This window comes from Microbacterium sp. UBA1612, from assembly GCF_002321605.1.
Lineage (GTDB): Bacteria > Actinomycetota > Actinomycetes > Actinomycetales > Microbacteriaceae > Microbacterium > Microbacterium luteum.
In genome coordinates, this window is record NZ_DCMW01000015.1 from 111542 (window position 1) to 134137 (window position 22596).

18 protein-coding genes are annotated in these 22596 nt (G+C 70.9%); 6 read left to right on the forward strand and 12 right to left on the reverse strand.

Annotation, left to right across the window (positions count from 1 at the left end):
- Positions 1–13: 13 nt before the first annotated feature.
- From B3S45_RS06790 to B3S45_RS06800, 3 genes are all read right to left on the reverse strand, one after another.
- Positions 14–787 carry an Fpg/Nei family DNA glycosylase gene (locus tag B3S45_RS06790; RefSeq protein ID WP_194384507.1) on the reverse strand — a complete coding sequence of 258 codons (774 nt, stop codon included), beginning with the start codon at positions 785–787 and terminating at the stop codon, positions 14–16.
- Positions 780–5600: an Lhr family ATP-dependent helicase gene (locus B3S45_RS06795; protein ID WP_286718303.1), complete on the reverse strand. Its 4821-nt coding sequence runs from the start codon at positions 5598–5600 to the stop codon at positions 780–782. The genes B3S45_RS06790 and B3S45_RS06795 overlap by 8 nt, the downstream gene beginning before the upstream one ends.
- A 178-nt stretch (positions 5601–5778) precedes the next feature.
- A complete protein-coding gene (locus B3S45_RS06800; RefSeq protein WP_286718305.1) occupies positions 5779–7470 on the reverse strand; it encodes an ABC-F family ATP-binding cassette domain-containing protein in 1692 nt (563 codons plus the stop codon).
- Positions 7471–7771: 301 nt separating this feature from the next.
- On the opposite strand from B3S45_RS06800, the gene B3S45_RS06805 reads away from it, so the two are divergent.
- Positions 7772–8017, forward strand: a complete 246-nt coding sequence (locus B3S45_RS06805; protein ID WP_071044123.1) for a hypothetical protein — start codon at positions 7772–7774, stop codon at positions 8015–8017.
- 10 nt (positions 8018–8027) lie between these two features.
- On the opposite strand, the gene B3S45_RS06810 is transcribed toward B3S45_RS06805, so the two are convergent.
- Positions 8028–8696 carry an alpha/beta hydrolase gene (locus B3S45_RS06810; protein ID WP_071044084.1) on the reverse strand — a complete coding sequence of 223 codons (669 nt, stop codon included), beginning with the start codon at positions 8694–8696 and terminating at the stop codon, positions 8028–8030.
- A gap of 62 nt (positions 8697–8758) precedes the next feature.
- Between B3S45_RS06810 and B3S45_RS06815 the strand changes: the two genes are divergently transcribed.
- Together B3S45_RS06815 and B3S45_RS06820 are read left to right on the forward strand one after the other, a co-directional pair.
- The gene (locus tag B3S45_RS06815) at positions 8759–9376 is read left to right on the forward strand and encodes an NUDIX hydrolase family protein (RefSeq protein WP_286718311.1); all 618 of its coding nucleotides are present in this window, start codon (positions 8759–8761) and stop codon (positions 9374–9376) included.
- A 15-nt stretch (positions 9377–9391) separates the two neighbouring features.
- On the forward strand, positions 9392–10231 hold the full coding sequence (locus tag B3S45_RS06820) for a helix-turn-helix domain-containing protein (RefSeq protein WP_286718313.1): 840 nt from the start codon (positions 9392–9394) through the stop codon (positions 10229–10231).
- A 62-nt stretch (positions 10232–10293) separates the two neighbouring features.
- Here B3S45_RS06820 and B3S45_RS06825 read toward each other — a convergent pair whose 3' ends face one another.
- Entirely contained in the window at positions 10294–11364 is a 1071-nt protein-coding gene (locus B3S45_RS06825; RefSeq protein ID WP_286718315.1) for a threonine aldolase family protein, read from the reverse strand.
- An 83-nt stretch (positions 11365–11447) separates the two neighbouring features.
- On the opposite strand from B3S45_RS06825, the gene B3S45_RS06830 reads away from it, so the two are divergent.
- Positions 11448–12863: an MFS transporter gene (locus B3S45_RS06830; protein ID WP_286718317.1), complete on the forward strand. Its 1416-nt coding sequence runs from the start codon at positions 11448–11450 to the stop codon at positions 12861–12863.
- Positions 12864–12932: 69 nt separating this feature from the next.
- Here B3S45_RS06830 and B3S45_RS06835 read toward each other — a convergent pair whose 3' ends face one another.
- Entirely contained in the window at positions 12933–14273 is a 1341-nt protein-coding gene (locus B3S45_RS06835; RefSeq protein WP_286718337.1) for a DUF6421 family protein, read from the reverse strand.
- A gap of 169 nt (positions 14274–14442) precedes the next feature.
- On the opposite strand from B3S45_RS06835, the gene B3S45_RS06840 reads away from it, so the two are divergent.
- Complete coding sequence (locus tag B3S45_RS06840; RefSeq protein WP_286718318.1) at positions 14443–14922, forward strand: Lrp/AsnC family transcriptional regulator; 480 nt, start codon at positions 14443–14445, stop codon at positions 14920–14922.
- A 61-nt stretch (positions 14923–14983) separates the two neighbouring features.
- Complete coding sequence (locus B3S45_RS06845; RefSeq protein ID WP_286718320.1) at positions 14984–15931, forward strand: diacylglycerol/lipid kinase family protein; 948 nt, start codon at positions 14984–14986, stop codon at positions 15929–15931.
- A gap of 31 nt (positions 15932–15962) precedes the next feature.
- Here the strand turns inward: B3S45_RS06845 and B3S45_RS06850 are convergent, their stop codons facing one another.
- From B3S45_RS06850 to B3S45_RS06875, 6 genes are all read right to left on the reverse strand, one after another.
- Positions 15963–17498: a CoA-acylating methylmalonate-semialdehyde dehydrogenase gene (locus B3S45_RS06850; RefSeq protein ID WP_286718322.1), complete on the reverse strand. Its 1536-nt coding sequence runs from the start codon at positions 17496–17498 to the stop codon at positions 15963–15965.
- A 75-nt stretch (positions 17499–17573) separates the two neighbouring features.
- Positions 17574–18881 carry an aspartate aminotransferase family protein gene (locus tag B3S45_RS06855; protein ID WP_286718324.1) on the reverse strand — a complete coding sequence of 436 codons (1308 nt, stop codon included), beginning with the start codon at positions 18879–18881 and terminating at the stop codon, positions 17574–17576.
- A gap of 110 nt (positions 18882–18991) precedes the next feature.
- Positions 18992–20167, reverse strand: coding sequence for an ABC transporter substrate-binding protein (locus B3S45_RS06860; protein ID WP_286718326.1), 1176 nt, complete (start codon positions 20165–20167; stop codon positions 18992–18994).
- A 128-nt stretch (positions 20168–20295) separates the two neighbouring features.
- Positions 20296–21114, reverse strand: a complete 819-nt coding sequence (locus B3S45_RS06865; protein ID WP_071044076.1) for an ABC transporter permease — start codon at positions 21112–21114, stop codon at positions 20296–20298.
- On the reverse strand, positions 21111–21920 hold the full coding sequence (locus B3S45_RS06870) for an ABC transporter ATP-binding protein (protein WP_071044075.1): 810 nt from the start codon (positions 21918–21920) through the stop codon (positions 21111–21113). The genes B3S45_RS06865 and B3S45_RS06870 overlap by 4 nt, the downstream gene beginning before the upstream one ends.
- Positions 21917–22596: ABC transporter permease (locus tag B3S45_RS06875; protein ID WP_286718328.1), on the reverse strand; the 680-nt coding region annotated here is incomplete at its 5' end. The genes B3S45_RS06870 and B3S45_RS06875, both read right to left, overlap by 4 nt.

Below are 22596 nucleotides of genomic sequence, written 5' to 3' on the forward strand. Positions count from 1 at the left end.
CGTGGATGCGGGATCAGCTCTGGCAGCGCGGGCACCAGAAGGTGATGCGTTCGGAGGTCGGGTCGGCGCCCATCTCTCCTCCGCGGATCAGCGTGCCGCATCGACGGCACGGCCGACCCTCGCGACGGTAGACCCACGTGGATCGACCGGGGCGCGAGTCGCCGGTGAACGTGCGGCCGGATCGGTCGCGATTGGCGCGGATCATGCGCGTGCCGAGGTCGAGGAGTGCCGGCACGTCGACCTCTGGGGCGGGGGTGGTGGGCAGAACGCCGCGCACGAAGAGGATCTCGTTGGCGTACTCGTTTCCGAAACCGGCGACGTTGCGCTGATCGAGCAGCGCGACGTGCACCGCTCGCGGGTCGGCCGAGAGCCGACGGGCGGCCTCATCCGGATCCCACGACGCGCTCAGGGGATCGGGACCCAGGTGACCGACGAGCGCGCCCTCATCCTCCGTGCGCACCACCGAGATATCGGCGAGGTCGAAGCCGACGGTGTCATGGGTGGATGTGCCGAGCACGGCGCGCGCCTTGTAGCCGGGCTTGCGCCACCGCCCGCCGCGCTCGTAGACGTGCCATTCGCCCTCCATCTTCAGGTGGGTGTGCAGGGTCCACCCGTCGATGCGGTGCAGCAGGTGCTTGCCGCGGGGTACGACCTCCTGCACGGTCGCACCGGTCAGGTCGACGGTCGCGACCTGCGGCACCCGCAGATCGAAGCGGGCGAGCTCGCGTCCGTCGAGCACGTCGGCCAGGCGCCGCGCGGCGCGGAAGACGGTGTCGCCCTCAGGCACGGGCGGTTTCCCGCTGGGCGTCGCCGGCGGTCGTGCGCCGCAGCGTCAGTCCGCGCGGCGACTCGACGAAGCCGGCTTCGCGCAGGGCCCGGCCGAGGGGCGTGCCGTAGACGAACGCGCCGTTGACCTGCTCGATCGTGAGGGTGTCCAGCCGTCGTCGGCGCGCGGTGGCGGTGAGGTCGGCAGCAGCCGCCCGGAGCACCTCCTCGTCATCGGTGAAGGCCAGTGCCGTCTTGCCGCCGCGCTCGAGGTAGAGCGCGAGGTCGCCGTCGACGAGCACCACGAGCCCGCCGGCCTTGCGGCCGGGCCGGTGCGAGATCTCGGCCAGTGCCGGCCACTGCAGTGCGGCCCCGTACGGGTTCGCAGGGTCGGTGGCCGCAAGCGTCACGGCCGTGCGCGGCGGCGGATCGGCGAGACCGGCGAACTCGCGGATGCGGTCGACCGTCGCCGACGCCGCGAACTGCGCGGCCCCGAGCTTCTCGATGACATAGCCCCGCCGGCAGTGGCCGGCCTCCTCGAATCCAGCGAGCACGCGATAGACCTGGGCGAATCCGCCGGGAACCCCCTCGGACTGCACGGAGCCACGCGTCACGACGCCGTAGCGGTCCAGCAGCAGGCTCGCCGCGGCGGTGGCGCGCAGCGCCGCATCCGGTTCGGCGTCGGGAACGAGAGACCAGCGGCCCCCGATGGCGGGCGGACGAGGCGGAGCAGACGCGGACACCCGCGGCAGCGTTGCCCCGCGATACATGCGGGAACGCGGCGTCTTGCGGGCGACCCGATGCGCCTGGGAACCCCCGCCCACGAGCGTTCGGACGGGCGCGAAGGTGTCGTTGGTCACGCGTCCCGCCCAGGTGAGGCGCCACAGGGCGTCGACGACGGACTGCTCGTTCTCCGCGCCGGCGAGCGACTTCAGCTGGGCGGCGAAGTACGCCCCACCGGCCGCAAGCACCTCGATGACGCGAGCGTCGAGGGAGTCCGCGGCGATCTCGACGTCGTCGCGCGTGAGGGTGAGCGGCGCTGCGTCAGCCGGGTGGAAGGCGATCCACCCGTCTCGGCCCGGGAGCGACCCGTGGCCGGTCCAGACGACCTCTCCCGACGCGGTGAGCTCGTCGAGCATCGCGGGGGCGTAGTCCCGCACGCGAGAGGGCAGGATGAGCGACTCCCACGCGCTCGCCGGCGCCGGAATGCCCGCGAGCTGCTCGATGACCGCCGCGAGGCCGTCGATGCCGTCGAGCGGACGCGTGACGTGCTGCCAGACCGGCAGGAAGCGAGCGAACGCCTCGGGTGGCACCGGTTCCACGCTGCCGCGGATCGCGGCCAGCGACCGCATCCGCAGTCGGCGCAGCACCTCGCTGTCGCACCATTCCGTGTCATCGCGCGATCCGCCGGCGTTCTCCACCGGGAGGAAGAATCCGCTCGAGATGCGCCCCTGACCCTCGAGCCGCTGCAGCGTGTGACGCGCGACCGCGACCCCCACGCCGAGGCGCTCGGCGACCGCATCGACCGTGAAGGGTCCGTGCGTCCGTGCGTAGCGGGCCACCAGGTCGCCCACCGGATCGGGGAGAGGTTCGAGGAAGGCGAGCGGGATGCCCACCGGCAGCGCCGCCCCGAGGCCGTCGCGCAGCCGGCCGGCGTCTTCGATCGCCGCCACCCGGGACGCCCCGGCGATCGTCACGCGAATCGCCCGTCGCGCATCGACCAGCTCGTCGAGCAGCTGCGCGGCGCTCGCTTCGGAGGCGGCAGCGGCCGGGCCGGTCGGGTCCTGCAGGCGCACGGCGACCTCGCCGGCATCCAGCGGACCGAGCACGCGCAGCAGGTCGGCGACCCCCTCGACCCCGCGAGCGCGACGGTCGGGATCCAGCTTCTGCGCCTCGCGTTCGAACTGGGCGATGACGTCGGGATCGAGCAGCTCGCGCATCTCGACCTTGCCGAGCAGCTCCGACAGCAGCGCCGGGTCGACCGACAGCGCCGCAGCCCGACGCTCGGCCAGCGGCGAGTCGCCCTCGTACATGAACGCGCCGACATATCCGAACAGCAGGTCGCGGGCGTACGGGGACGGCTGGCTCGTGGTCGTCTCGACGAGGCGGATGCTGCGGTCGCCGATGCGGCGGGCCACGCGCAGCAGGGCGGGCACGTCGTAGACGTCCTGCAGCACCTCGCGCAGGGTCTCGAGGATGATCGGGAACGTGGGGTAGCGGCGCGCGACCTCCAGCAGCTGCGCGGAGCGCTGACGCTGCTGCCACAGCGGACTGCGTCTGCTCGGGTTCATCCGCGGCATCAGCAGGGCGCGGGCGGCGCATTCGCGGAAGCGCGAGGCGAACAGCGCCGATCCGCCCACCTCGTCGGTGACGAGCTGTTCGAGCTCGTCGGGCTCGAACACGAACAGGTCGGCGCCGGGAGGTTCGGCTGCCGCATCAGGGACGCGCGCGATGATCCCGTCGTCGCTGGCGACCGCCGCTCCCTCGACGCCGAGGCGCTCGCGGATGCGGGCGTTGACGGCGAGAGCCCACGGCGCATGCACTTTCATGCCGTACGGGGAATGCAAGATGACGCGCCAGTCGCCGACCTCGTCGCGGCTGCGCTCGACGGTCAGCGTGCGGTCGGTGGGCACGGTCCCGGTCGCTTCGCGCTGCTCGGCGAGGTAGGTCAGCAGGTTCTCGATCGCGAACCCGTCGAGACCGGCGTCGCCCAGGCGTGCCTCGGCCTTCTCCCGAGAGGCTCCGGAGAGCTGGCGAGCCATCGTGCCGAGCGCCTCGCCGAGTTCGGCCGGGCGGCCGAGGCCGTCGCCGTGCCAGAACGGCAGCTTGCCCGGCTGCCCGAACGCCGGGAGCACGTTGACGCGGTCGTGCGTGATCTCGACGATGCGCCAGCTCGTCGTGCCGAGCGTGAAGACGTCGTTGACCCGCGACTCGTAGACCATCTCCTCGTCGAGCTCACCGACGCGGGCATTGCGGGTCTCGCCGGCGACGAAGACGCCGAACAGGCCCCGGTCGGGGATGGTGCCGCCGCTTGTGACGGCGATGCGCTGGGCGCCGGGCCGGCCGGTCAGGGTTCCCGCGTCGCGATCCCACACGACGCGAGGACGGAGCTCCGCGAACTCGTCGGAGGGGAACCGGCCCGCGAGCAGATCGAGCGTTGCCTCGTACGCCGAGCGCGGCAGGGTGCGGAACGGCGCGCTGCGGCGCACCGTCTCGAACCAGCCCTCGACGTCGATCTCGCCTTGGGCGGCCGCAGCCACGGTCTGCTGGGCGAGGATGTCGAGCGGGTTCTGCGGCACCGCGATCGCCTCGATCTGCCCCGCGAGCATCCGTTCGGTCACGATCGCGGTGTGGAGCACATCGGCCCGGTGCTTCGGGAAGAGGGCCGCCCGGCTCACCTCGCCCACCTGGTGCCCGGCGCGCCCCACGCGCTGCAGTCCGGATGCCGCGGACGGCGGCGCCTCGACCTGGATCACGAGGTCGACAGCGCCCATGTCGATGCCGAGCTCGAGGCTGCTGGTGGCCACGACGCAGCGGAGGACGCCGGACTTCAGCTCCTCTTCGACCTGCGCGCGCTGTTCCTTCGAGACCGACCCGTGGTGGGCCTTGGCGAGTGCGGGCGCCGCTCCCGAGGACACTCCCGCCTGCGCCATCATCTCCGCCGGCATCCGGCCCGGTGTGGTCGAGTCCGGTGGGCCGGACGGCGGCGCATCCGGCGACGGTGCCTCGAGCCCGAGCCGGTCGGCGTAGATCTCGTTGAGGCGTCCGGTGAGGCGTTCGCCGAGGCGGCGGGAGTTGACGAAGACGATGGTCGAACGGTGATCGAGGATGCGGTCGACGATCGCCTCTTCGACGTGCGGCCACACCGATCCTGTCATCTCGGTGTTCTCGGCGCCCGCCGAGCCGTCGCCGAACCAGTCCTCGTCGAGGGGTGTGCCGTCGAGGTCGTCGACGGTTCCCGGATCGGCTGATGCCGGCGCGGCACCGGGTGCGCCACGCGCGGAGGTCGGCGGCGGGGGCGGATTCAGCATGTCGTCGACGGGCACGACGACCTTCAGCTCGAACTGCTTGGATGCGCGCGGCGCGACGATCTCGACCGGTTCGGCGCCGCCGAGGAACCGGGCGACCTCGTCGATCGGGCGTACGGTCGCCGACAGGCCGATCCGCTGCGCGGGACCCGCATCCGGATCGTGCTCGCGGCGCAGGGCGTCGAGCCGCTCGAGACTGACGGCCAGGTGTGCGCCGCGCTTGGTGGCCGCGACCGCGTGCACTTCGTCGACGATGACCGTGTGCACGTCGCGCAGCGTCTGCCCGGCCTGGCTCGTGAGCATCAGGTAGAGCGACTCCGGGGTGGTGATGAGGATGTCGGGCGGCGTGGCGACGAGCTTCCGCCGGTCGGCGGACGACGTGTCGCCCGAGCGCACGCCGACCGAGACATCGGGCACGCGGATGCCGAGGCGCCGCGCGGACTGCCCGATCCCGACGAGCGGGGAGCGCAGGTTGCGCTCGACGTCGACGCCGAGGGCCTTCAGCGGCGAGATGTAGAGGATGCGGGTGCCGCGCGCAGGCTCCTTGGCCGCCCGCTTCCGCCCACGCACGGGCGCGGCATCCGGTCGATCGGCCGCGACGCTCTCGCGGAACACGCGGTCGATGGCCCACAGGAACGCCGACAGGGTCTTGCCGGACCCGGTGGGAGCGACGACGAGGGCGTGCTTGCCGTGCGAGATCGCCTCCCATGCGCCGCGCTGGGCGTCGGTGGGGCGTGCAAAGGCTCCGCGGAACCAGTCCTGCGTGGCAGGGCCGAACCGCTCGAGCACGTCGCCGGAGCCAGCCATCCTCCCATCATGCTCGCTGCCGCCGACATCGGCTCCGGCTTACGCCCGCCCGCGCGCACAACTCCTCACATCCCGAGCGCGGAACGCCCCCGCGCGTCCGCATCCGGGCGACAGGGCGCGAACGTGAGGAGTTATGAACCGACGCCGTGTCGGCCGAACGCGGCACGCCCCGTGCCGGTCACACCTCGCGCAGAGAGCCCTGGCGCAGAGCGCCCTCGCGCAGGGAGCCACCGCGCAGCTCCAGGGTGAGGCCGACGCCGATGCGGGCGAGGAAGGCGTCGTCGTGGCTGACCACCAGTACGGCACCGCGGTACGCCCGGAGGGCGTCGACCAGCTGATCGACGGTGTCGAGGTCGAGGTTGTTCGTGGGCTCGTCGAGCACCAGCAGCTGCTGGGGTGGATCGGCCAGCAGCAGACGCGCGAGGGCGACGCGGAATCTCTCTCCGCCCGAGAGCGTCGACACGGGTCGCTCGACCGCCGCGCCGCGGATGAGGAACCGCGCGAGCCGGTTCCGCACCTCGGCCGGAGACACGTTCGCGGCTGCATCGCGCACGTTCTGCAGAACCGTCGCGTCCTCGTCGAGGCCGTCCACCCGCTGCGGCAGATAGCCGATCCGGTCGGTGAGCGCCTCCGCGCGTACGCAACTCCTCAGATCCGGGCTCTTACGCCCGGAATCCGTCGGATCAGGCCCCTCGAACGCCGTTCGTGAGGAGTTGTGAACGGCGGGCGAGACGATCTGCTCCAGCAGCGTGGTCTTGCCGGCGCCGTTCGGACCGATGAGCGCGACGCGCTCGGGCCCCTGCACGACCCACGTGCGATCGCCGTCGTTGAGGGTGGCGATGCGCCGGCCGGCGGGAACGCCGGGGTCGGGCAGGTCGATTCGGATGGCGTCGTCGTCGCGCACGCGCCGTTCGGCCTCATCGAGGGCCGCGCGGGCTCTCGCCTCCTTCTCCCGGCTCTCGGTGCGAAGTCGACCGGCCGAGACCTGGGCGGCGCGTTTGCGGTTGCCGGCGACGATCGGCGGCACGCGCTTCTCGCGCTCGGCCTTGGCGCCCACCGCCCGCCGACGCGCGATGGTCGTCTCGGCCTCGATGCGCTGCCGCTTCTCGCGACGCACATCCTGTGCCGCCGTCGCTTCGGCACGCCGGGCCGCTTCCTGCTCGGCGTCGAGCCACGATCGCCACTGCGAATACGGGCCGCCGAACACCGACAGTGTGCCGTCGTGCAGCTCCGCGGTGTCGTCCATGAGCTCCAGCAGCGCGGTGTCGTGGCTGACGACGACGAGTGCGCCCGGCCATGCCGTCACGAGACCCGCGAGCCGTGCGCGTGCGTCGCGGTCGAGGTTGTTCGTCGGTTCGTCCAGCAGCGTGATGGCGGGTTTGCGCAGGCGGATGCCGGCGATCGCCGCCAGCACCGCCTCGCCGCCCGAGAGCTCGCCGACCGTGCGGTCGAGCACGTCCGGCGCCAGACCAGCCCCGGCGAGGGCGGCGTGTGCGCGGGACTCGATGTCCCACGCGTCGCCGACGGCGTCGAAATGACGAGGGTCGGCGTCGCCCGATTCGATCGCGCGCAGCGCGGCCAGGATCGGGCCGATGCCGAGCAGGTCGGCGACCGGTCGGCCGGTGTCGCGCGTGAGCTGCTGCGGGAGGAGAGCGACGTCGCCGGAGGTCGTGACGGTTCCGGACGCGGGGGCGATCTCGCCCGCGATCAGGCGCAGCAGTGTCGACTTGCCCGACCCGTTGCGCCCGACGAGTCCGGTGCGGCCCTCGCCGATCGCTCCGGAGACGTCGTCGAGCGCGGGGGAGCCGTCTGGCCAGGTGAAGCAGAGGCGGTCGAGGACGACCGCGGAGGTGTGCGGATGCGCGGGCATGAGGCCCCTTCGAGTGTCGGCGGAACGCACTGACACACGGCGCCGCGGACGGCGGCGGTCCCCGGCTCCTGCGGGAGCGGCCCGCCGAAGGGCGGGCGCGGGCGACGGTCAGCGCGAGATGGTCGCGAGATCGTCGAGGGTCTTCACCGGTCGTCCAGACGTCGGGAACAGGGACGCCATGACGATAGCGGGGTCGGCCGCACCCGGCAAGCCCCGGGTCGGAGACGCCCCGCCCGGCGTCGGATGCGTCTCCCGCGCAGGGGGGATGTGCGCCGGGCGCGCGCCTCGTAGCGTCGTGATCATGACGGATCAGCAGAAGCCGCAGGACGAGGGCGGGCGCTCCTTCCCGCCGTTCAACGCCGCCGGTCTCGCGATCGGCATCGGGCTCGGCATCGCCTTCGGCGTCGCACTCGACAACATCGGCGCGGGTCTTGCGATCGGCATCGGGATCGGCGTCGCCTTCTCGCTCGCGTTCGGTGCGGCAGAGGCGGACCGCCGGAAGAAGCGCGATCGCGACGATGACGGGGACCGCGGCGCGTCGGACTGACCCGACTCGCTCAGTCCGACAGCGACTCGAGCTGCTTCTCGAGGAAGACCCGCACGTCGGCCATCTCCTGCTCGGAGACGCTGTGCGTCAGCCCCGGGTACACGCGACCGCTGAGGTCGCTGTGACCGGGCAGCCACTGCGTGGTGTGGTCGACGAGGAAGCCGGGGATCACCTCGTCGGCCGTCCCGCGCCCCCAGAACACCGGCGGCCGGTTCTCGGCCATGACGGCGTCTCCGGCGAGCTCGCCCGGCGTGGCGTAGCCGGAGAGGTTGACCGCGAAGGCGAAGCGCTCGGGCTGCAGCCGCAGCGCCTGCAGCGAGACGGCGCCGCCCTGGGAGAAGCCCAGCAGCCCGACCGGCGCATCCGGAGCGACCCGATCGACCCACGAGACGAGAGCGGATGCGGCGGCGGTCACGTGGGCCGGGTCTCGGCCGTCGAGACCCTCGATGGGGTACCACGAGTGCCCGGGGGTGGGCCATGGCGGCGCAAGCGGGGCGCGCACAGCGGCGTAGGCGAATCCATCGGGCAGGTAGGGCACGAGGCCGAACAGGTCGCCCTCGTGCGAGCCGTAGCCGTGGAGGAGGACCAGCAGCGGGCGTCCGGCGCGCGCGGACTCGTCGGCCGACCACAGCACGACGTCGTGGTCGAGCACGGGCGTGTTCGGGCTCTCGGCGGTCATCCGGATATTGTTGCAGGCCGTCCCGACACGCGCCGCGACGGACGGTGGGGTATACAGGAGGCATGCCGGTCCGCACGCCTGATCCCGACCCGAACGACCGGGACGACGACGGCACGCCGCGCGATCCGCTGCGCGATCTGGGCGGCGACGCGGGCAGCGCCTCGAATCCCGGATGGCTGAGCGAGGTCGAACTCGCCGAGGCGCGTCGCCGCCTGCCGATGCTCTACGTCGAGGCGGTGCCGGTGCGCACCGATGGCATGGGGGCGGTCACCGAGATCGGCATCCTCCTGCGCGCGACGCCGGTCGGCGAGATCACCCGGTCCATCGTGAGCGGCCGGGTGCGCTACGGCGAGACCGTCCGCGACGCGCTCTTCCGCCATCTCGAGAACGATCTCGGACCGATGGCCTTCCCCCTCCTCCCGCCGCAGCCGGTGCCGTTCACCGTGGCCGAGTACTTCCCGATCCCCGGGGTGAGCGCCTTCCACGACGATCGCCAGCACGCGGTCTCGCTCGCGTTCGTCGTGCCCGTCTCCGGCACGTGCGAACCGCGCCAGGACGCCCTCGAGGTCACGTGGATGAGTCCCCAGGAAGCGGCCTCCGACGCGCTCGCCGACGAGATGGAGGGCGGCCGGGCCACCCTCATCCGTCAGGCGCTCGCGAGCGTCGGCTGCCTGCGCTGACCCGGGACGCGACGGATGCCGTACAGCCCGCTGCTGGTCGATTTCGCCGTGGCGATCCCCATCGTCCTGGGTCTCGCCTATGTGATCGCCCGGGTCATGCGTCGGCTCTTCGGCCGGCGGCTGCGCCTGGAGATCCGCACGATGACGATCGTGTCGCTCATGGGACTGAGCGTCGGCATCTTCATCGCCGGATGGCTCTTCGCGGGTCTGCGGCTGTGGATGCCGACGACCATCCTGCTCGCGTTCGGCACGAGCCTCGGGCTGTCGTTCGTCGTCGCCGCCATCGCGACGGCGTGGGGGCGCGGGCTGCACGACGTCGACGTTCCCGCGCTGCTCGCCTCGGGTGAGTCCGATCGCGTCGAGTTCAAGGAGACCGCGCGCTGGAACGTGCGCGAGGACAAGAAGGACGCGCGCATGGAGCTCGCGATCGCCAAGACGATCGCGGCGTTCCTCAACAGCTCGGGTGGCGTGCTGGTGATCGGGGCGAACGACGACGGTCACGCCGTGGGGCTGGATCGCGACCTGGCCACCCTGCGCACCCCGGATCACGACCGCTTCGAGCTGTGGCTGCGCGACCTGCTGTCCACGCTCCTCGGTCGAAACGCCGCGGCGCTGCCGCATATCCAGTTCGCCCCGGTGGGGGATGCGGGCGCCGCCGTGTGCGCGGTGAGCTGCCCGCCCTCGCCGAAGCCGGTCTTCCTCGTGCGCGCGAAGGACGGCGGCTCGACGGACCTGTGGGTTCGCGTGGGGAACTCGACCCGCTCACTGGGCGTCGACGAGGCCGTGCAGTACGTGGCGGACCACTGGCGCCCGTCGGTGTGGTCCTGGCTGTCCGGCAAGCCCGCCCGCGGCTGACGGGTACCCGGTACATCCGCGCCGGTTGTCCCGGCGTCTCGGACCGGCGTCTGCGCGTGGGGTCAGGCCGCGGAGGTCTCCCGCGCGATCGCGGCCACGAACGCGTCGACGTCGGCTTCGGTCGTGTCGAAGGAGCACATCCAGCGCACTTCGCTTCGCGCTGCATCCCAGTCGTAGAAGCGGAAGGACGGGCGCAGTCGATCGGCAACGCCGGCCGGCAGCGTCGCGAACACGCCGTTCGCCTGCGTCCGCTGCGTGAACCCGACTCCGCGGATCGTGCCGTCGGCGAGGCCCGCCTCGACGCCGGAGCGCAGGCGCTGCGCCATCGCGTTGGAGTGTCGGGCGTTCCGCAGCCACAGGTCGTCCTCGAGCAGCGCGATCAGCTGTGCCGACACGAAGCGCATCTTCGACGACAGCTGCATGTTCAGCTTGCGCAGGTACGGCAGGCCGCTCGAGGCCTCGGGGTCGAGCACGACGATCGCCTCGCCGAGCATCGCCCCGTTCTTGGTGCCGCCGAAGCTCAGCACGTCCACCCCCGAGTCGCGGGTGAAGGCGCGCAGGGGCACGTCGAGGGCGGCCGCTGCGTTGGCGATGCGGGCCCCGTCCATGTGCAGGCGCATGCCGTGGCTGTGCGCGTGGTCGGCGATCGCCCGCACCTCGTCGGGCGTGTAGAGCGTGCCGAGCTCGGTGGACTGCGTGATCGAGACCGCCAGCGGCTGCGATCGGTGCTCGTCGCCCCACCCCCAGGCCTCGAGGTCGATGAGGTCGGCGGTGAGCTTGCCGTCGTCGGTCGGCACGTTCAGGATCTTCACGCCCGCGACCTTCTCGGGCGCTCCGCCCTCGTCGACGTTGATGTGGGCGGTGGATGCCGCGATCACCGCACCCCACCGGGGCAGCATCGACTGCAGGCCCACGACGTTGGCGCCGGTGCCGTTGAAGACGGGGTAGGCCTCGACCCCTTCGCCGAGGTGGGTGCGGAAGACCTCCTGCAGCCGCGTGGTGTAGCGGTCCTCGCCGTAGGCGATCTGGTGACCCTCGTTCGCGGCGGCGATGGCCGCCAGCACCTCCGGATGCACGCCGGAGTAGTTGTCAGAGGCGAAGCCGCGCACGGCGGTGTCGTGGAGGGGAGTCACGGAGATCCAGCGTACGCGTCCGGTGCCGGTGGTCGTCGGCCGGAGGTCTGTCGGATGTCGGTGCCCGGGTCTACCCTCACCCCATGACCCCTGATCCGGCGTCGACCGCCCCGGCGACGGTCGTGCCGCCGCCGAACGGCATGCGCACGTTCCTGCACGTGCTCGTGAACACGGCGTTCGCCAACATCACCACGAGCTTCCTGTGGTTCGCGCTGACGTTCTGGGTCTACCTCGAGACGCGCTCGGTGCTCGCCACGGGCATCATCGGCGGCGCGTACATGCTCTTCATCGCCATCTTCGCGATGATCTTCGGCACCCTGGTCGATCGGCATCGCAAGCATCGCGTCATGATCCTGTCGAGTCTGATCACCCTGGCGTCCTTCCTCGTCGCCGGCGCCTTGTATCTCGCTCAGCCGGAGTCCGCCCTGGTCGACCTCGGCGGACCGTGGTTCTGGCTCTTCGCGGGGATCATCCTCTTCGGATCCGTCGTCGAGCACATGCGCAACATCGCCCTGTCGACCACGGTCACGCTGCTCACCCCGGTCGAGCGGCACGCGAACGCCAACGGCCTCGTGGGCACCGTGCAGGGGATCGCCTTCATCATCACGAGCGTGTTCTCGGGACTTGCGATCGGCTTCCTCGGCATGGGATGGACGCTCGTGATCGCCCTGGTCGCCACCGCGGCCGCCCTCGCGCACCTGCTTTTCCTGCGTATTCCCGAGGAGCAGCCGGTGGTGGAGCCGGGGCGCACCTCGCTCATCGATCTCGCCGGCAGCATCGCCGCCGTCCGCGCCGCGCAGGGCCTGTTCGCCCTCATCATCTTCTCCACCTTCAACAACCTCATCGGCGGGGTCTACATGGCGCTGATGGACCCGTACGGGCTGACCCTGTTCGAGGTGGAGATCTGGGGCGTCGTGTTCGGCGTCGCCGCCACCGGATTCATCATCGGCGGACTCGTCATCGCGAAATTCGGCCTCGGTCGCAATCCGATCCGCACGATGCTGCTGGTCGTGGTGGCGATGGGCGTGCTCGGCGCCCTCTTCACCATCCGGGACTGGTGGTGGCTGTACGCGCTCGGCATCTGGGTCTACATGATGCTGATCCCCGCCGTCGAGGCGGCCGAGCAGACCGTCATCCAGAAGGTCGTCCCCTACGCGCGCCAGGGTCGTGTGTTCGGGTTCGCGGCCGCGTTCGAGTCGGCGGCGGCTCCGGTCACGGCGTTCCTCATCGCCCCCATCGCCGAGTTCGCGATCATCCCCTACATGGATTCGCCGGCGGGCATCGCCGCGTGGGGATGGCTGCTGGGTGACGGGCAGGCGCGCGGCATCGCGATGGTGTTCTTCTTCGCCGGGTTGGCGATGGTGGTCATCGCGCTCCTGGCCTTCACGACCCGGTCCTATCGAACGCTCTCGGCGGAGTACGCCGGCGCGCAGGAATCGGTGCCGGTGGCAGCGGATCCGTCCCCGCCCACGGGTCCGGTGCCGCAGCCCGGCACGTGAGCGAGGGCGCCTGTCACGCTGCCGTCACGAGCACGCTGCCGTCACGCGCACGGTTCCGTCACGCCGCCGTCACGCATCCGTGCCGCGGATTCCGCTCGTGGATGCGATGACGGGCCGCATCTTCTTCTCGAGCGCCTCGTAGAACATCGACAGGGGGAACTCGTCTTCGAGCACCGCGTCGGTGTAGCCGCGCGGTGGACCCGCGAGGATCTCGTCCGAAAGCCCGCGTGCCCACCGTGAGGCGGGGTTCGGCGTGAGGACCGAGCTCACGAGGTCGTAGGCGGCGAGCCAGTGAGCGGTCTTCGGGCGGTCGATCGAGCGCCAGTACAGGTCGTCGATGGCGTCTCCCAGTGCGAGCACGGCGGCGGCGACCTCTTGCCACTCGACGGTGAGGGCGGTGTCGGTCCAGTGCAGCACGCGGCGCTGGTGCAGCCACGCGAACAGCAGCTGTCCGCCCAGTCCGTCGTAGTTGCGCACGCGAGAGCCGGTCACGGCGAATCGGAAGATGCGGTCGAAGATCACGGCGTACTGCACGAGCCGGGCGTGTTCGAGCAGCCGTCTCTCGGTGTCGTCGAGGTCGTCGCGCTTCGCGTAGCGGGCTTCGAGCGCGACGCACTCCCGGAAGGCGGTGAGGTCGCACCGCAACTCCTCCAGGGAGTAGAGGAAGTACGGCATGCGCTGTTTGATCATGAACGGATCGAATGGCAGGTCGCCGCGCATGTGCGTGCGGTCGTGGATGAGGTCCCACATCACGAACGTGAGTTCGGTGAGCTCCTGGTCATCGAGCATGCGCGCGGCCAGCGGGGGGAGCTCCAGCTTCGTGATCTCGGCCGCCGACCGGGTGACCCGTCGGAAGCGCGCCGCCTCGCGGTCCTGGAAGATCGCGCCCCACGTGAAGGCCGGGATCTCGCGCATGGCGATCGTCTCGGGGAACAGCACCGCGGAGTTGGTGTCGTATCCGGGCGTGAAGTCGATCAGGCGCAGCGACACGAACAGCCGGTTGGTGTAGTCGGCCTCCAGCCGCGCGATCGCCTCGGGCCAGATCGCCTCGACGATCAGCGCCTCGAGATGGCGGTCCGGCGAGCCGTTCTGGGTGTACATCGGAAACACCACGAGGTGGCGCACGCCATCGATGCGATGCCGCTGCGGCTGGAACGCGACGAGGGAGTCGAGGAAGTCCGGCACGCCGAAGTTCTCACCGGCCCACCGTCGTGCGTCCTGCACCGACGCGGCGAGGTAGTCGGCGTCGTGGGGGAAGGCAGGTGCGAGAGCCTCCATGGCGGACACGATCGTGTCGAGGTGGCCGCGCGCGATGGCGTGCTGCGACGCATCAGGGATGGAACCGTCGGTCGCCTGCAGCGTCTGCAGGGCGGTCGCGGCGTCTCTCAGAGCGAGCCAGGCAGCCGACATCTCGGCACGGTCGGCCCGGTCGACGGGGGTGAAGCGAGGGGCGAGCGTGGGCGCGGACAACGGAGCCTCCGATCATCGATGTACCGCGAGTCTAGATTTCCTCCCGCCATGTCGGTGATAGACCGGAAAATTTCCTGCTGCATGCGACTCCGACGCGTACCATTGCGGGATGGCACCAGACGATCCTCCTGTCGGCGTCCGGCTCGACGACGAGACGGACGCGCGCATCGTGCGTGCCGTCTCCCGCGATCCGCGTGGAACCTTGGCCGACCTCTCGGCCACGGTCGGTCTGTCGGTCTCGGCGGTGCAGGCGCGTGTGCGCAAGCTGGAGGCGCGGGGTGTGATCGCCGGCTATCGCGCGGTCGTCGACCCGGAGGCGGTGGGCCGGCCCCTGGCGGCGTTCATCGAGATCACCCCGCTGGATCCGGCCCAGCCCGACAATGCGCCGGAGCTGCTGGAGCACCTCGACGAGATCGAGGCGTGCCATTCGATCGCGGGTGCCGCCAGCTACATGCTGTTCGTGCGGGTCGCCACGCCGCGTCATCTCGAGACGCTCGTGCGCGAGATCCGCCTCGCCGCATCGGTGAGCACCCGCACGACGGTGGTGCTCCAGACGTTCTACGAGGGCCGCCCCCTGCTCCCCGGGTGAAATCGTCATCACCCCGTCAACCCCCGCGGCGCGCCCGACTCGGGAGAGTAGCGTCGCCGACGTGACCACCGACACCCTCCCCGGTCGCGGCCTCCTGATCGTGCTGAACCCGAAGTCCGGCCGCGACCGCTCTCACGACGACCCGCGCCCCCTCATCGAGCGGGACGTGCCCGGCGCGACCGTGCACGACCTGGCCGACGGTGAAGACCTCGCCCAGGTGGTGGATGCCGCAATGGCCGGCGAGGACCCGCCGACGGCCGTCGCGATGCACGGCGGAGACGGGTCGGTCTCGACGATGGCGCACACGGCGCGCCGCCACGACATTCCGCTGCTCGTGCTCCCTGCCGGCACCTTCAATCACTTCTCGCGGGCGATCGGCATCGAGACGGTCGACGACGCCCTCGCCGCCTACCTCGCCGGGCGGCGCCGCCGTGTCGCGGTGGCCGAGGTGCGGGCGGACGACGACGAGCCGATCACCGTGCTCGATGCGGTCACGCTCGGGCTGCATCCCGGTTTCGTCGCCGAGCGCAAGCGACGCGTCGACCGGCTCGGCACCTGGATCGGCGGGGCCGCGGCCGCGTGGCGCGAGCTGCGTGACGCGCAGCCGATCCGGGTGGGGCGCGGCGGGCGGCACGCGCGCGTGTGGTCGGTCTTCGTCAGCGTCGGCGCGAACGACGAAGCGCGCATCGCGACGCTGCAGCGCATCACGCTCGGCGACGACCGGCTCGACGTGCGCTTCCACCACGCACGCGGGTCGCATACGCGCGCCGTGGCATCGCTCGCCTTCGGCCGCAAGACCACCGCGGTGCTGCGCTTCCTCCGTCTGCTGCCGCCGGAGTCCGACATCGAGCGGATGCTGCTGGACGACCTCGACCTCACGGTGCATCGCGCCGCGGGCGGCGAGCTGTCGTTCGTGCACGACGGCGAGCTCGTACAGCGCGACGGCGATGCCTTCCGGCTGCGGGTGAAGGGCATCGCCGACGCGCTCGAGGTGTACACCCCGGAGTGATCCGGTACGCCTCGGCGCCCGGGCGAGAGTGTCAGGTGTGCTGGGGGAACCCGAGGTCGACCCCGCCGTGCGACGGGTCGAGCCATCGTGAGGTGACCGCCTTCTCGGCCGTGTAGAACTCGAATCCGTGCACACCGTACGCCTTCGCATCGCCGAACAGCGACGCCTTCCAGCCACCGAAGGAGTGATACGCGACGGGGACCGGGATCGGCACGTTGATGCCGATCATGCCCACCTGCACGTCTCGCTGGAAGCGGCGGGCCGCACCGCCGTCGTTGGTGAAGATCGCGGTGCCGTTGCCGTACGGGCTGGCGTTGATGAGATCGAGTCCCTCTTCGTAGCCGCCGACGCGGACCACCGACAGGACGGGACCGAAGATCTCCTCACGATAGGCGGCGGATGCGGTCGGCACACGATCGAGCAGGGTCGGACCCAGCCAGAAGCCGTTCGGGTCGCCGTCGACCTCGATACCGCGTCCGTCGACGACGACGGATGCGCCGTCCTGTTCGGCGACCGCGACATAGCCGGTGACCTTGTCGCGGTGCTCCGCGGTGATGAGCGGTCCCATGTCGCAGCCGCGCGTGCCGTCACCGGTGCGCAGCGCCGCCATCCGCTGCGCGATCCGATCGACGAGGGCGTCGGCGATCGTGTCGACCGCGAGCACGACCGAGATGGCCATGCAGCGTTCGCCGGCCGACCCGAACCCGGCGCTCACCGCGGCGTCCGCGGCGAGGTCGAGGTCGGCGTCCGGCAGCACGAGCATGTGGTTCTTGGCGCCGCCGAGCGCTTGGACGCGCTTGCCGTGGCGCGTTCCCGTTTCGTACACGTATCTCGCGATCGGCGTCGACCCGACGAAGGAGACCGCCGGGATGTCGGGATGCTCGAGGAGCCCGTCGACCGCGGTCTTGTCGCCGTGGAGCACCGTGAAGACCCCCGCCGGAAGACCCGCCTCCGCCCACGCCGCTGCCAGCCAGTTGGCCGCGCTCGGGTCCTTCTCGCTCGGCTTGAGGATCACGGCGTTCCCGGTGGCGATGGCGATGGAGAAGAACCACATGGGCACCATCGCGGGGAAATTGAACGGACTGATGACGGCGACCACGCCGAGCGGCTGACGGAGCGAGTAGACATCGATGCCGCTCGAGGCGTTCTCGCTGTACGCCCCCTTCGTGTGGTGTCCGAGTCCGCACGCGAACTCCACGACCTCCAGGCCGCGGGCGATCTCACCGTGCGCGTCGGAGAGGACCTTCCCGTGCTCGCTGGTCAGGATGCGGGCAAGCTCGTCTCGACGGGTGTGGACGATCTGCCGAAACGCGAACAGCACCTGCTGACGCCTCGCGATGCTGGCATCGCGCCAGGTCTCGGCGGCCTCCCGGGCAACGCGCACCGGGTGATCGACGTCACCGGGTGCGGCGAAGCGCACGAGCTTCTGCACCTCTCCGGTCGCGGGATCGAAAACGGGCCCCGAGCGCTCCGAGGCTCCGGACCACGGGCCGCCGGCGACCCAGTGCTCGATGATCGGCCTCTCGGTCGAGCCGGCGGGGGCGGACAGGGTGGTGGTGTCTGTCATCGTTCTCTCTCCCTCGAGTGGCCCCTCGTGGGGGCTTTCATCCAGTCTGCGTGGCGCCGCCCGGCGCGCAACCCCTCACGCCGCGACCGCCGCGAGCGCGCCATCGAGCGCCACCATCCCCTGGGTCATGTCGTCGGCGGTGACCACACAGGGTGGGACGACATGGATGCGGTTCTCCACGGTCATCGCCATCACCCCGCGTACGCTGAGCTCCTGCTTGAGCGCTGCCATCGTGGTCGCGGCCACCGGGACGCGAGTGCCGCGGTCGGCCACGAGCTCCACCGCCCAGAACACGCCCTCGCCGCGCACCTCGCCGATGAGGTCGTGGTCGTCCGCGAGCGCGCGCAGTGACGGTCCGATCACGTCGGCTCCCACCGTGCGGGCGTGTTCGACGATCCCCTCCGTGGTCATCGCGTCGATCGACGCGATGATCGAGGCCGCCGCAAGCGGGTGCCCGGAGTACGTGAGACCGCCGGGGAAGACGCGGTCGTCGAAGGCCGCCGCGATCGCCTCGCTGATGATCACGCCGCCGACGGGGACGTAACCCGAATTGACCCCCTTGGCGAAGGTGATGAGGTCGGGCACGATGCCGTGACGCTCGAAGGCGAACCACTGGCCGGTGCGTCCGAATCCGGCCATGACCTCGTCGAGGATGAGCACGATTCCGTGCTCGTCGCACAGGTGGCGGACCCCCGCGAGGTAGCCGGCCGGAGGCACGAGGATGCCGGCCGTGCCCGGGACCGATTCCAGCAGCACGGCGGCGATCGTCTGCGGTCCCTCCGACTCGATGACCCGCCGCAGGTGGTGAAGCGCACGCTCGCACTCCTCCTCGGGAGTCGTCGCCCAGAACTCGCTGCGATACAGGTACGGCCCGAAGAAGTGCACGTGACCTCGTGCGTACTGGTTGGGCATCCGCCGCCAGTCGCCGGTGGCGACGATCGCGCCGCCGGTGTTGCCGTGGTACGAGCGGTAGGTCGACAGCACCGTGTCGCGGCCGGTGGTCAGGCGCGCCATGCGCACGGCGTTCTCGTTCGCGTCGGCTCCGCCGTTGGTGAAGAAGACCTTGGCGAAGCCATCGGGAGCCTTGTCGAGGATGCGAGCGGCTGCCTCGCCTCGGTGGAGATTCGCGGTGGCGGGGCCGATGGTCGCGAGCCGCCCCGCCTGCTCCTGGATCGCCGCGACGACCGCGGGATGCTGATGGCCGATGTTCACGTTGACGAGTTGGCTGCTGAGATCAAGCATCCGCTCGCCGGCGTGATTCCAGACCCACGCCCCGGATCCGCCGGCGATCACCGGCAGATCGAGCCCCTCCTGCGCGGACCACGAGTGGAAGACGTGGGCCCGGTCGAGTTCCTTCGCGCGGGCATCGAGTTCGTGCGTCATGCCGTCACCCTCCTGGGTCGGGGTCGTCGGGTCAAGCGGTCCGGTGGCGACGAGCTCGCCACCTCGGATGTCCCGCGCCGGCCATCGACGCGGGACACCCCGGGGTCACCTCACATGCCGCCTTCGGTGAGCTCGACCTCGATCGGCGTGTACTCGCCGGTCACCTCGACACCCTCGTCGGCGAGTTCGGCGAGCGCCTGCTCCATGTACTCGTTCGAGTAGGCCGTCTCGGGCGGTTCGGTGGTGATGAGGTTCAGCCCGTCCTGGTTGACCGCGGCCAGCGCTCCCGCCACGGTCTGATCCCATGCGGCGGCGTCGACGACACCGAAGTCGGCGCCGGTCCAGATGAGCTTGTTGACCTCGTTCATCTGCCACAGCTGGTGCACCGGTCCGACGGGGAAGGCGGCCTCCGCGTTCGAGGCGATGTCGTAGACGATGTCGGCGGCATCCTCCGGGTTGTCACGCGCGTAGAGCCACCCCTTGGTGATCGCCTTGAGGAACCGCACCGCCGCGTCGGCATAGGCGGGGTCGCTCTCGAGCCGTTCGGTGTCCGCCCAGATCGCATCCTGCAGCATGGCTCCCTGCGTGTCGGCATAGGAGACGACGTTGAAGTCCTCGGGCTGATACAGCTCGCCGGTTTCGGGATCGATGACCTCGAGGATCTGCGCCCACTCGTTGTAGGTCATCGCCTGGGCCGCGTCGACGTCGCGGTCCAGGAGCGCGTTCATACTGAAGTCCTGTGTCGTGATCGACACCGATGTGGCGTCGAGGTCGTCCTCGGCCATCGCGGCGAAGATCTCCCACTCGTTCCCGAACCCCCATGAGCCGATGCGCTGGCCCTCGAAGTCCGCGACCGAGGTGATGCCGTCGTCGGCCCACGACACCTGGAGGGTGCCGGACTCCTGGAAGACCTGCGCGATGTCGGTGAGCTCCACGCCCGAGGCTTCCAGCGTGCCGAGCACCTTGGGCACCCAGGCGATGGCGAAGTCGACGTCTCCGGCCACGAGCGCGTCCTGCGGGACGATGTCGCCGCCGGACGGAACAATCTCGACAGAGTCGAACCCCTCCTCCTCGAAGTAGCCCATCTCCTGCGCGAGGTAGTACCCGGCGAACTGCGCCTGCGGCAGCCACTGCAGCTGGAGGCTGATCTCGGTCAGCGGTTCGACGTCGGAGGAGTCGGTGTCGGCGGCAGTGTCGGCGTCGGACCCCGAGCACGCGGCGAGTGCCAGGGCGGTGATGGCGATGGTGGACGCGGTGAACATTCCGCGTCGGATGCTGTGTCTCATGATTGCGTCCGTTCTCTGTTGAAAGAAGTGATGCGGGGTTGTACGGGTGATGCGAGCGGTGCGGTGTTGCGGGTGGTGCGGTGATTCGGGCGGATGGGTCGGTGCGGGCGGTCCCTCGTCGGTCGTGCTCAGGGGCGTGGCCCCCTCGTTACGAAGCGCTCGAGCAGGGTGGTGGCGAGGTAGAAGCCGAGCCCGATGAGGATTCCGCCCACGACGTACGCCCACGCCAGCGCCGCCCGGCCCGACTTGGCGTACGTGGCGATGGACGTTCCGACGCCGTCGGCGGGGCCGCCGAAGTACTCGGCGACCAGGGCGGCGATGACCGCGAGGGAGGCGGCGATGCGCAGTCCCGTCATCAGGTACGGCACCGCGGTGGGGAGGGTGAGGTAGCGGAAGGTCTGCGCACCGGTGGCGGCGGATGCGCGCAGCAGGTCGCGATGGACCGGTCGCGTCTGTCGGAGGCCGCGCACCACGTTGACGAACACCGGGACGAACGCCGCGATCGTCGCGACCGCCTGCCGGCCGAACTGACTCGAGGCGCCGAACATCGTGTTCAGCAGCGGGGTGAGGGCGACGATCGGAATCACCGCCAACGCCGCGACGAGCGGAGCGAGCATCCCGTCGATCGGGCGCACAGCGGTCGCGAGGCCGGCGAGCAGCACGGCCAGGACCGTGCCGGCGACCAGCCCGACGGCGGCGTTGGTGGCGGTGACGATCATGTCGTCGGCGATGATCTGCCACCGCGTGACGAACTCGACGGCGATCGCCACGGGGCTCGGCAGCATGCGCGGGGCGGTGCCGAGCACGTCGACCCACAGGGTCCAGAGCACCGCGCCGATCACGCCGACCGCGACCGGTGCGACGATGCGCAGCCACGGCGGCAGGGGCCGTTCGCGTGGCGCGCGGGCCACGGGTGCGGCGCGGGTGAGCTCGTCCGCGGCGGTCATCGTTCGTTCGCCCTCTCGACGCGCGTGCCGTGAAGGGCCTCCCGCACGGCGGTGACGCGGTCGAAGTAGGCCGGCGACTCGCGCAGCGCCTCGTCGCGTCCGCCGCCGAGGTGCGTCGGGACGATCTCGGCGATGCGGCCCGGACGGGGACTCATCACGACGACCCGATCGGAGAGGAAGACGGCCTCGGGAATGGAGTGGGTGACGAAGACCACGGCAGCTCCGGTCTCGGCGGCGATCCCGGAGAGCTCGACCTGCAGGTACTCGCGCGTCATCTCGTCCAAGGCGCCGAACGGCTCGTCCATCAGCAGCAGCTTCGGACGGGCCGCGAGGGCCCGGGCGATCGCGACGCGCTGCTGCATGCCACCCGACAGCTCGTCGGGATAGCGCTCCGTGAACTCCTGCAGGCCGACGAGGTGCGTGAGCTCGCGCACGCGAGCATCCCGCTCCGTGCGGCCCTGTCCATGAACCTCGAGTGGCAGCGCGATGTTGGCCGCGACGGTGCGCCAGGGGAGGAGGCCTGCCTGCTGGAAGGCGATGCCGTAGTCCTGCGCGACCCGTGCCCGCTCCGGCGTCTTTCCGAAGATCTCCAGCGTGCCCTCGGTCGGGGTGTCGAGGTCGGCGATGAGCCGCATGAGGGTGGACTTTCCGCATCCGGACGGACCGATCAGCGAGACGAACTCGCCGGCAGCCACCTCGAGGTCGACCCCGGTGAGCGCGTGCACGTCGTCGCCCGCCGTCGAGAACGTCTTCCCGATGCCGGCGGCGCGCACCGCGAGGGGAGTGGTCGGTGGGGAAACGCTCATGCTGCGGCCTCTCCTCGGCGGTAGTTCTTCAACCCCACGCCGATGACGGCGACAGTGCCGGCGGCGATGAGTCCCAGGGCGATCGAGCCGAAGGTGGGTGCCCAGGGTGCCGCCGGGTCGGACGACGCCTGGCCGGCGAGCTGGATGAGCATGCGGCCGATGCCGCCGCGCATCCCGATCGAGACCTCCGCGACCACGGCGCCGAGCACCGCGTTGGCCGCGGCGAGCCGCAGCGCGGGCAACAGGTGCGGAACCGCCGCGGGCAGGCGGAGCCGCCACAGCGTCGACCAGTAGCCGGCGGAGTAGCTCCGCATGAGGTCGACGTGGATAGGGTCGGGCGCGGCGAGTCCGCGCAGCATCCCGACGGCGACGGGAAAGAAGGCGAGGTACGAGGCGATCACCGCGACGGACAGCCACTGCGGCCAGGGCATGACGTCGCGGTCGATCTGGTTCCCGATGGCGTTGACGACCGGCGCGAAGGCGATGAGGGGGACGATCTGGCTGAGGACGATCCAGGGCAGAAGGCCCCACTCGGCCAGACGTGACCGCTGCATGATCAGGCCGAGCGCGGCGCCGACGATCACCCCGATCATCCATCCCACTGCGGCGATTCCGAGGGTGACTCCGGCCGCGGCGACCCCCGACATCCACAGCGGTGGTGTGTCCCCGCCGCTCG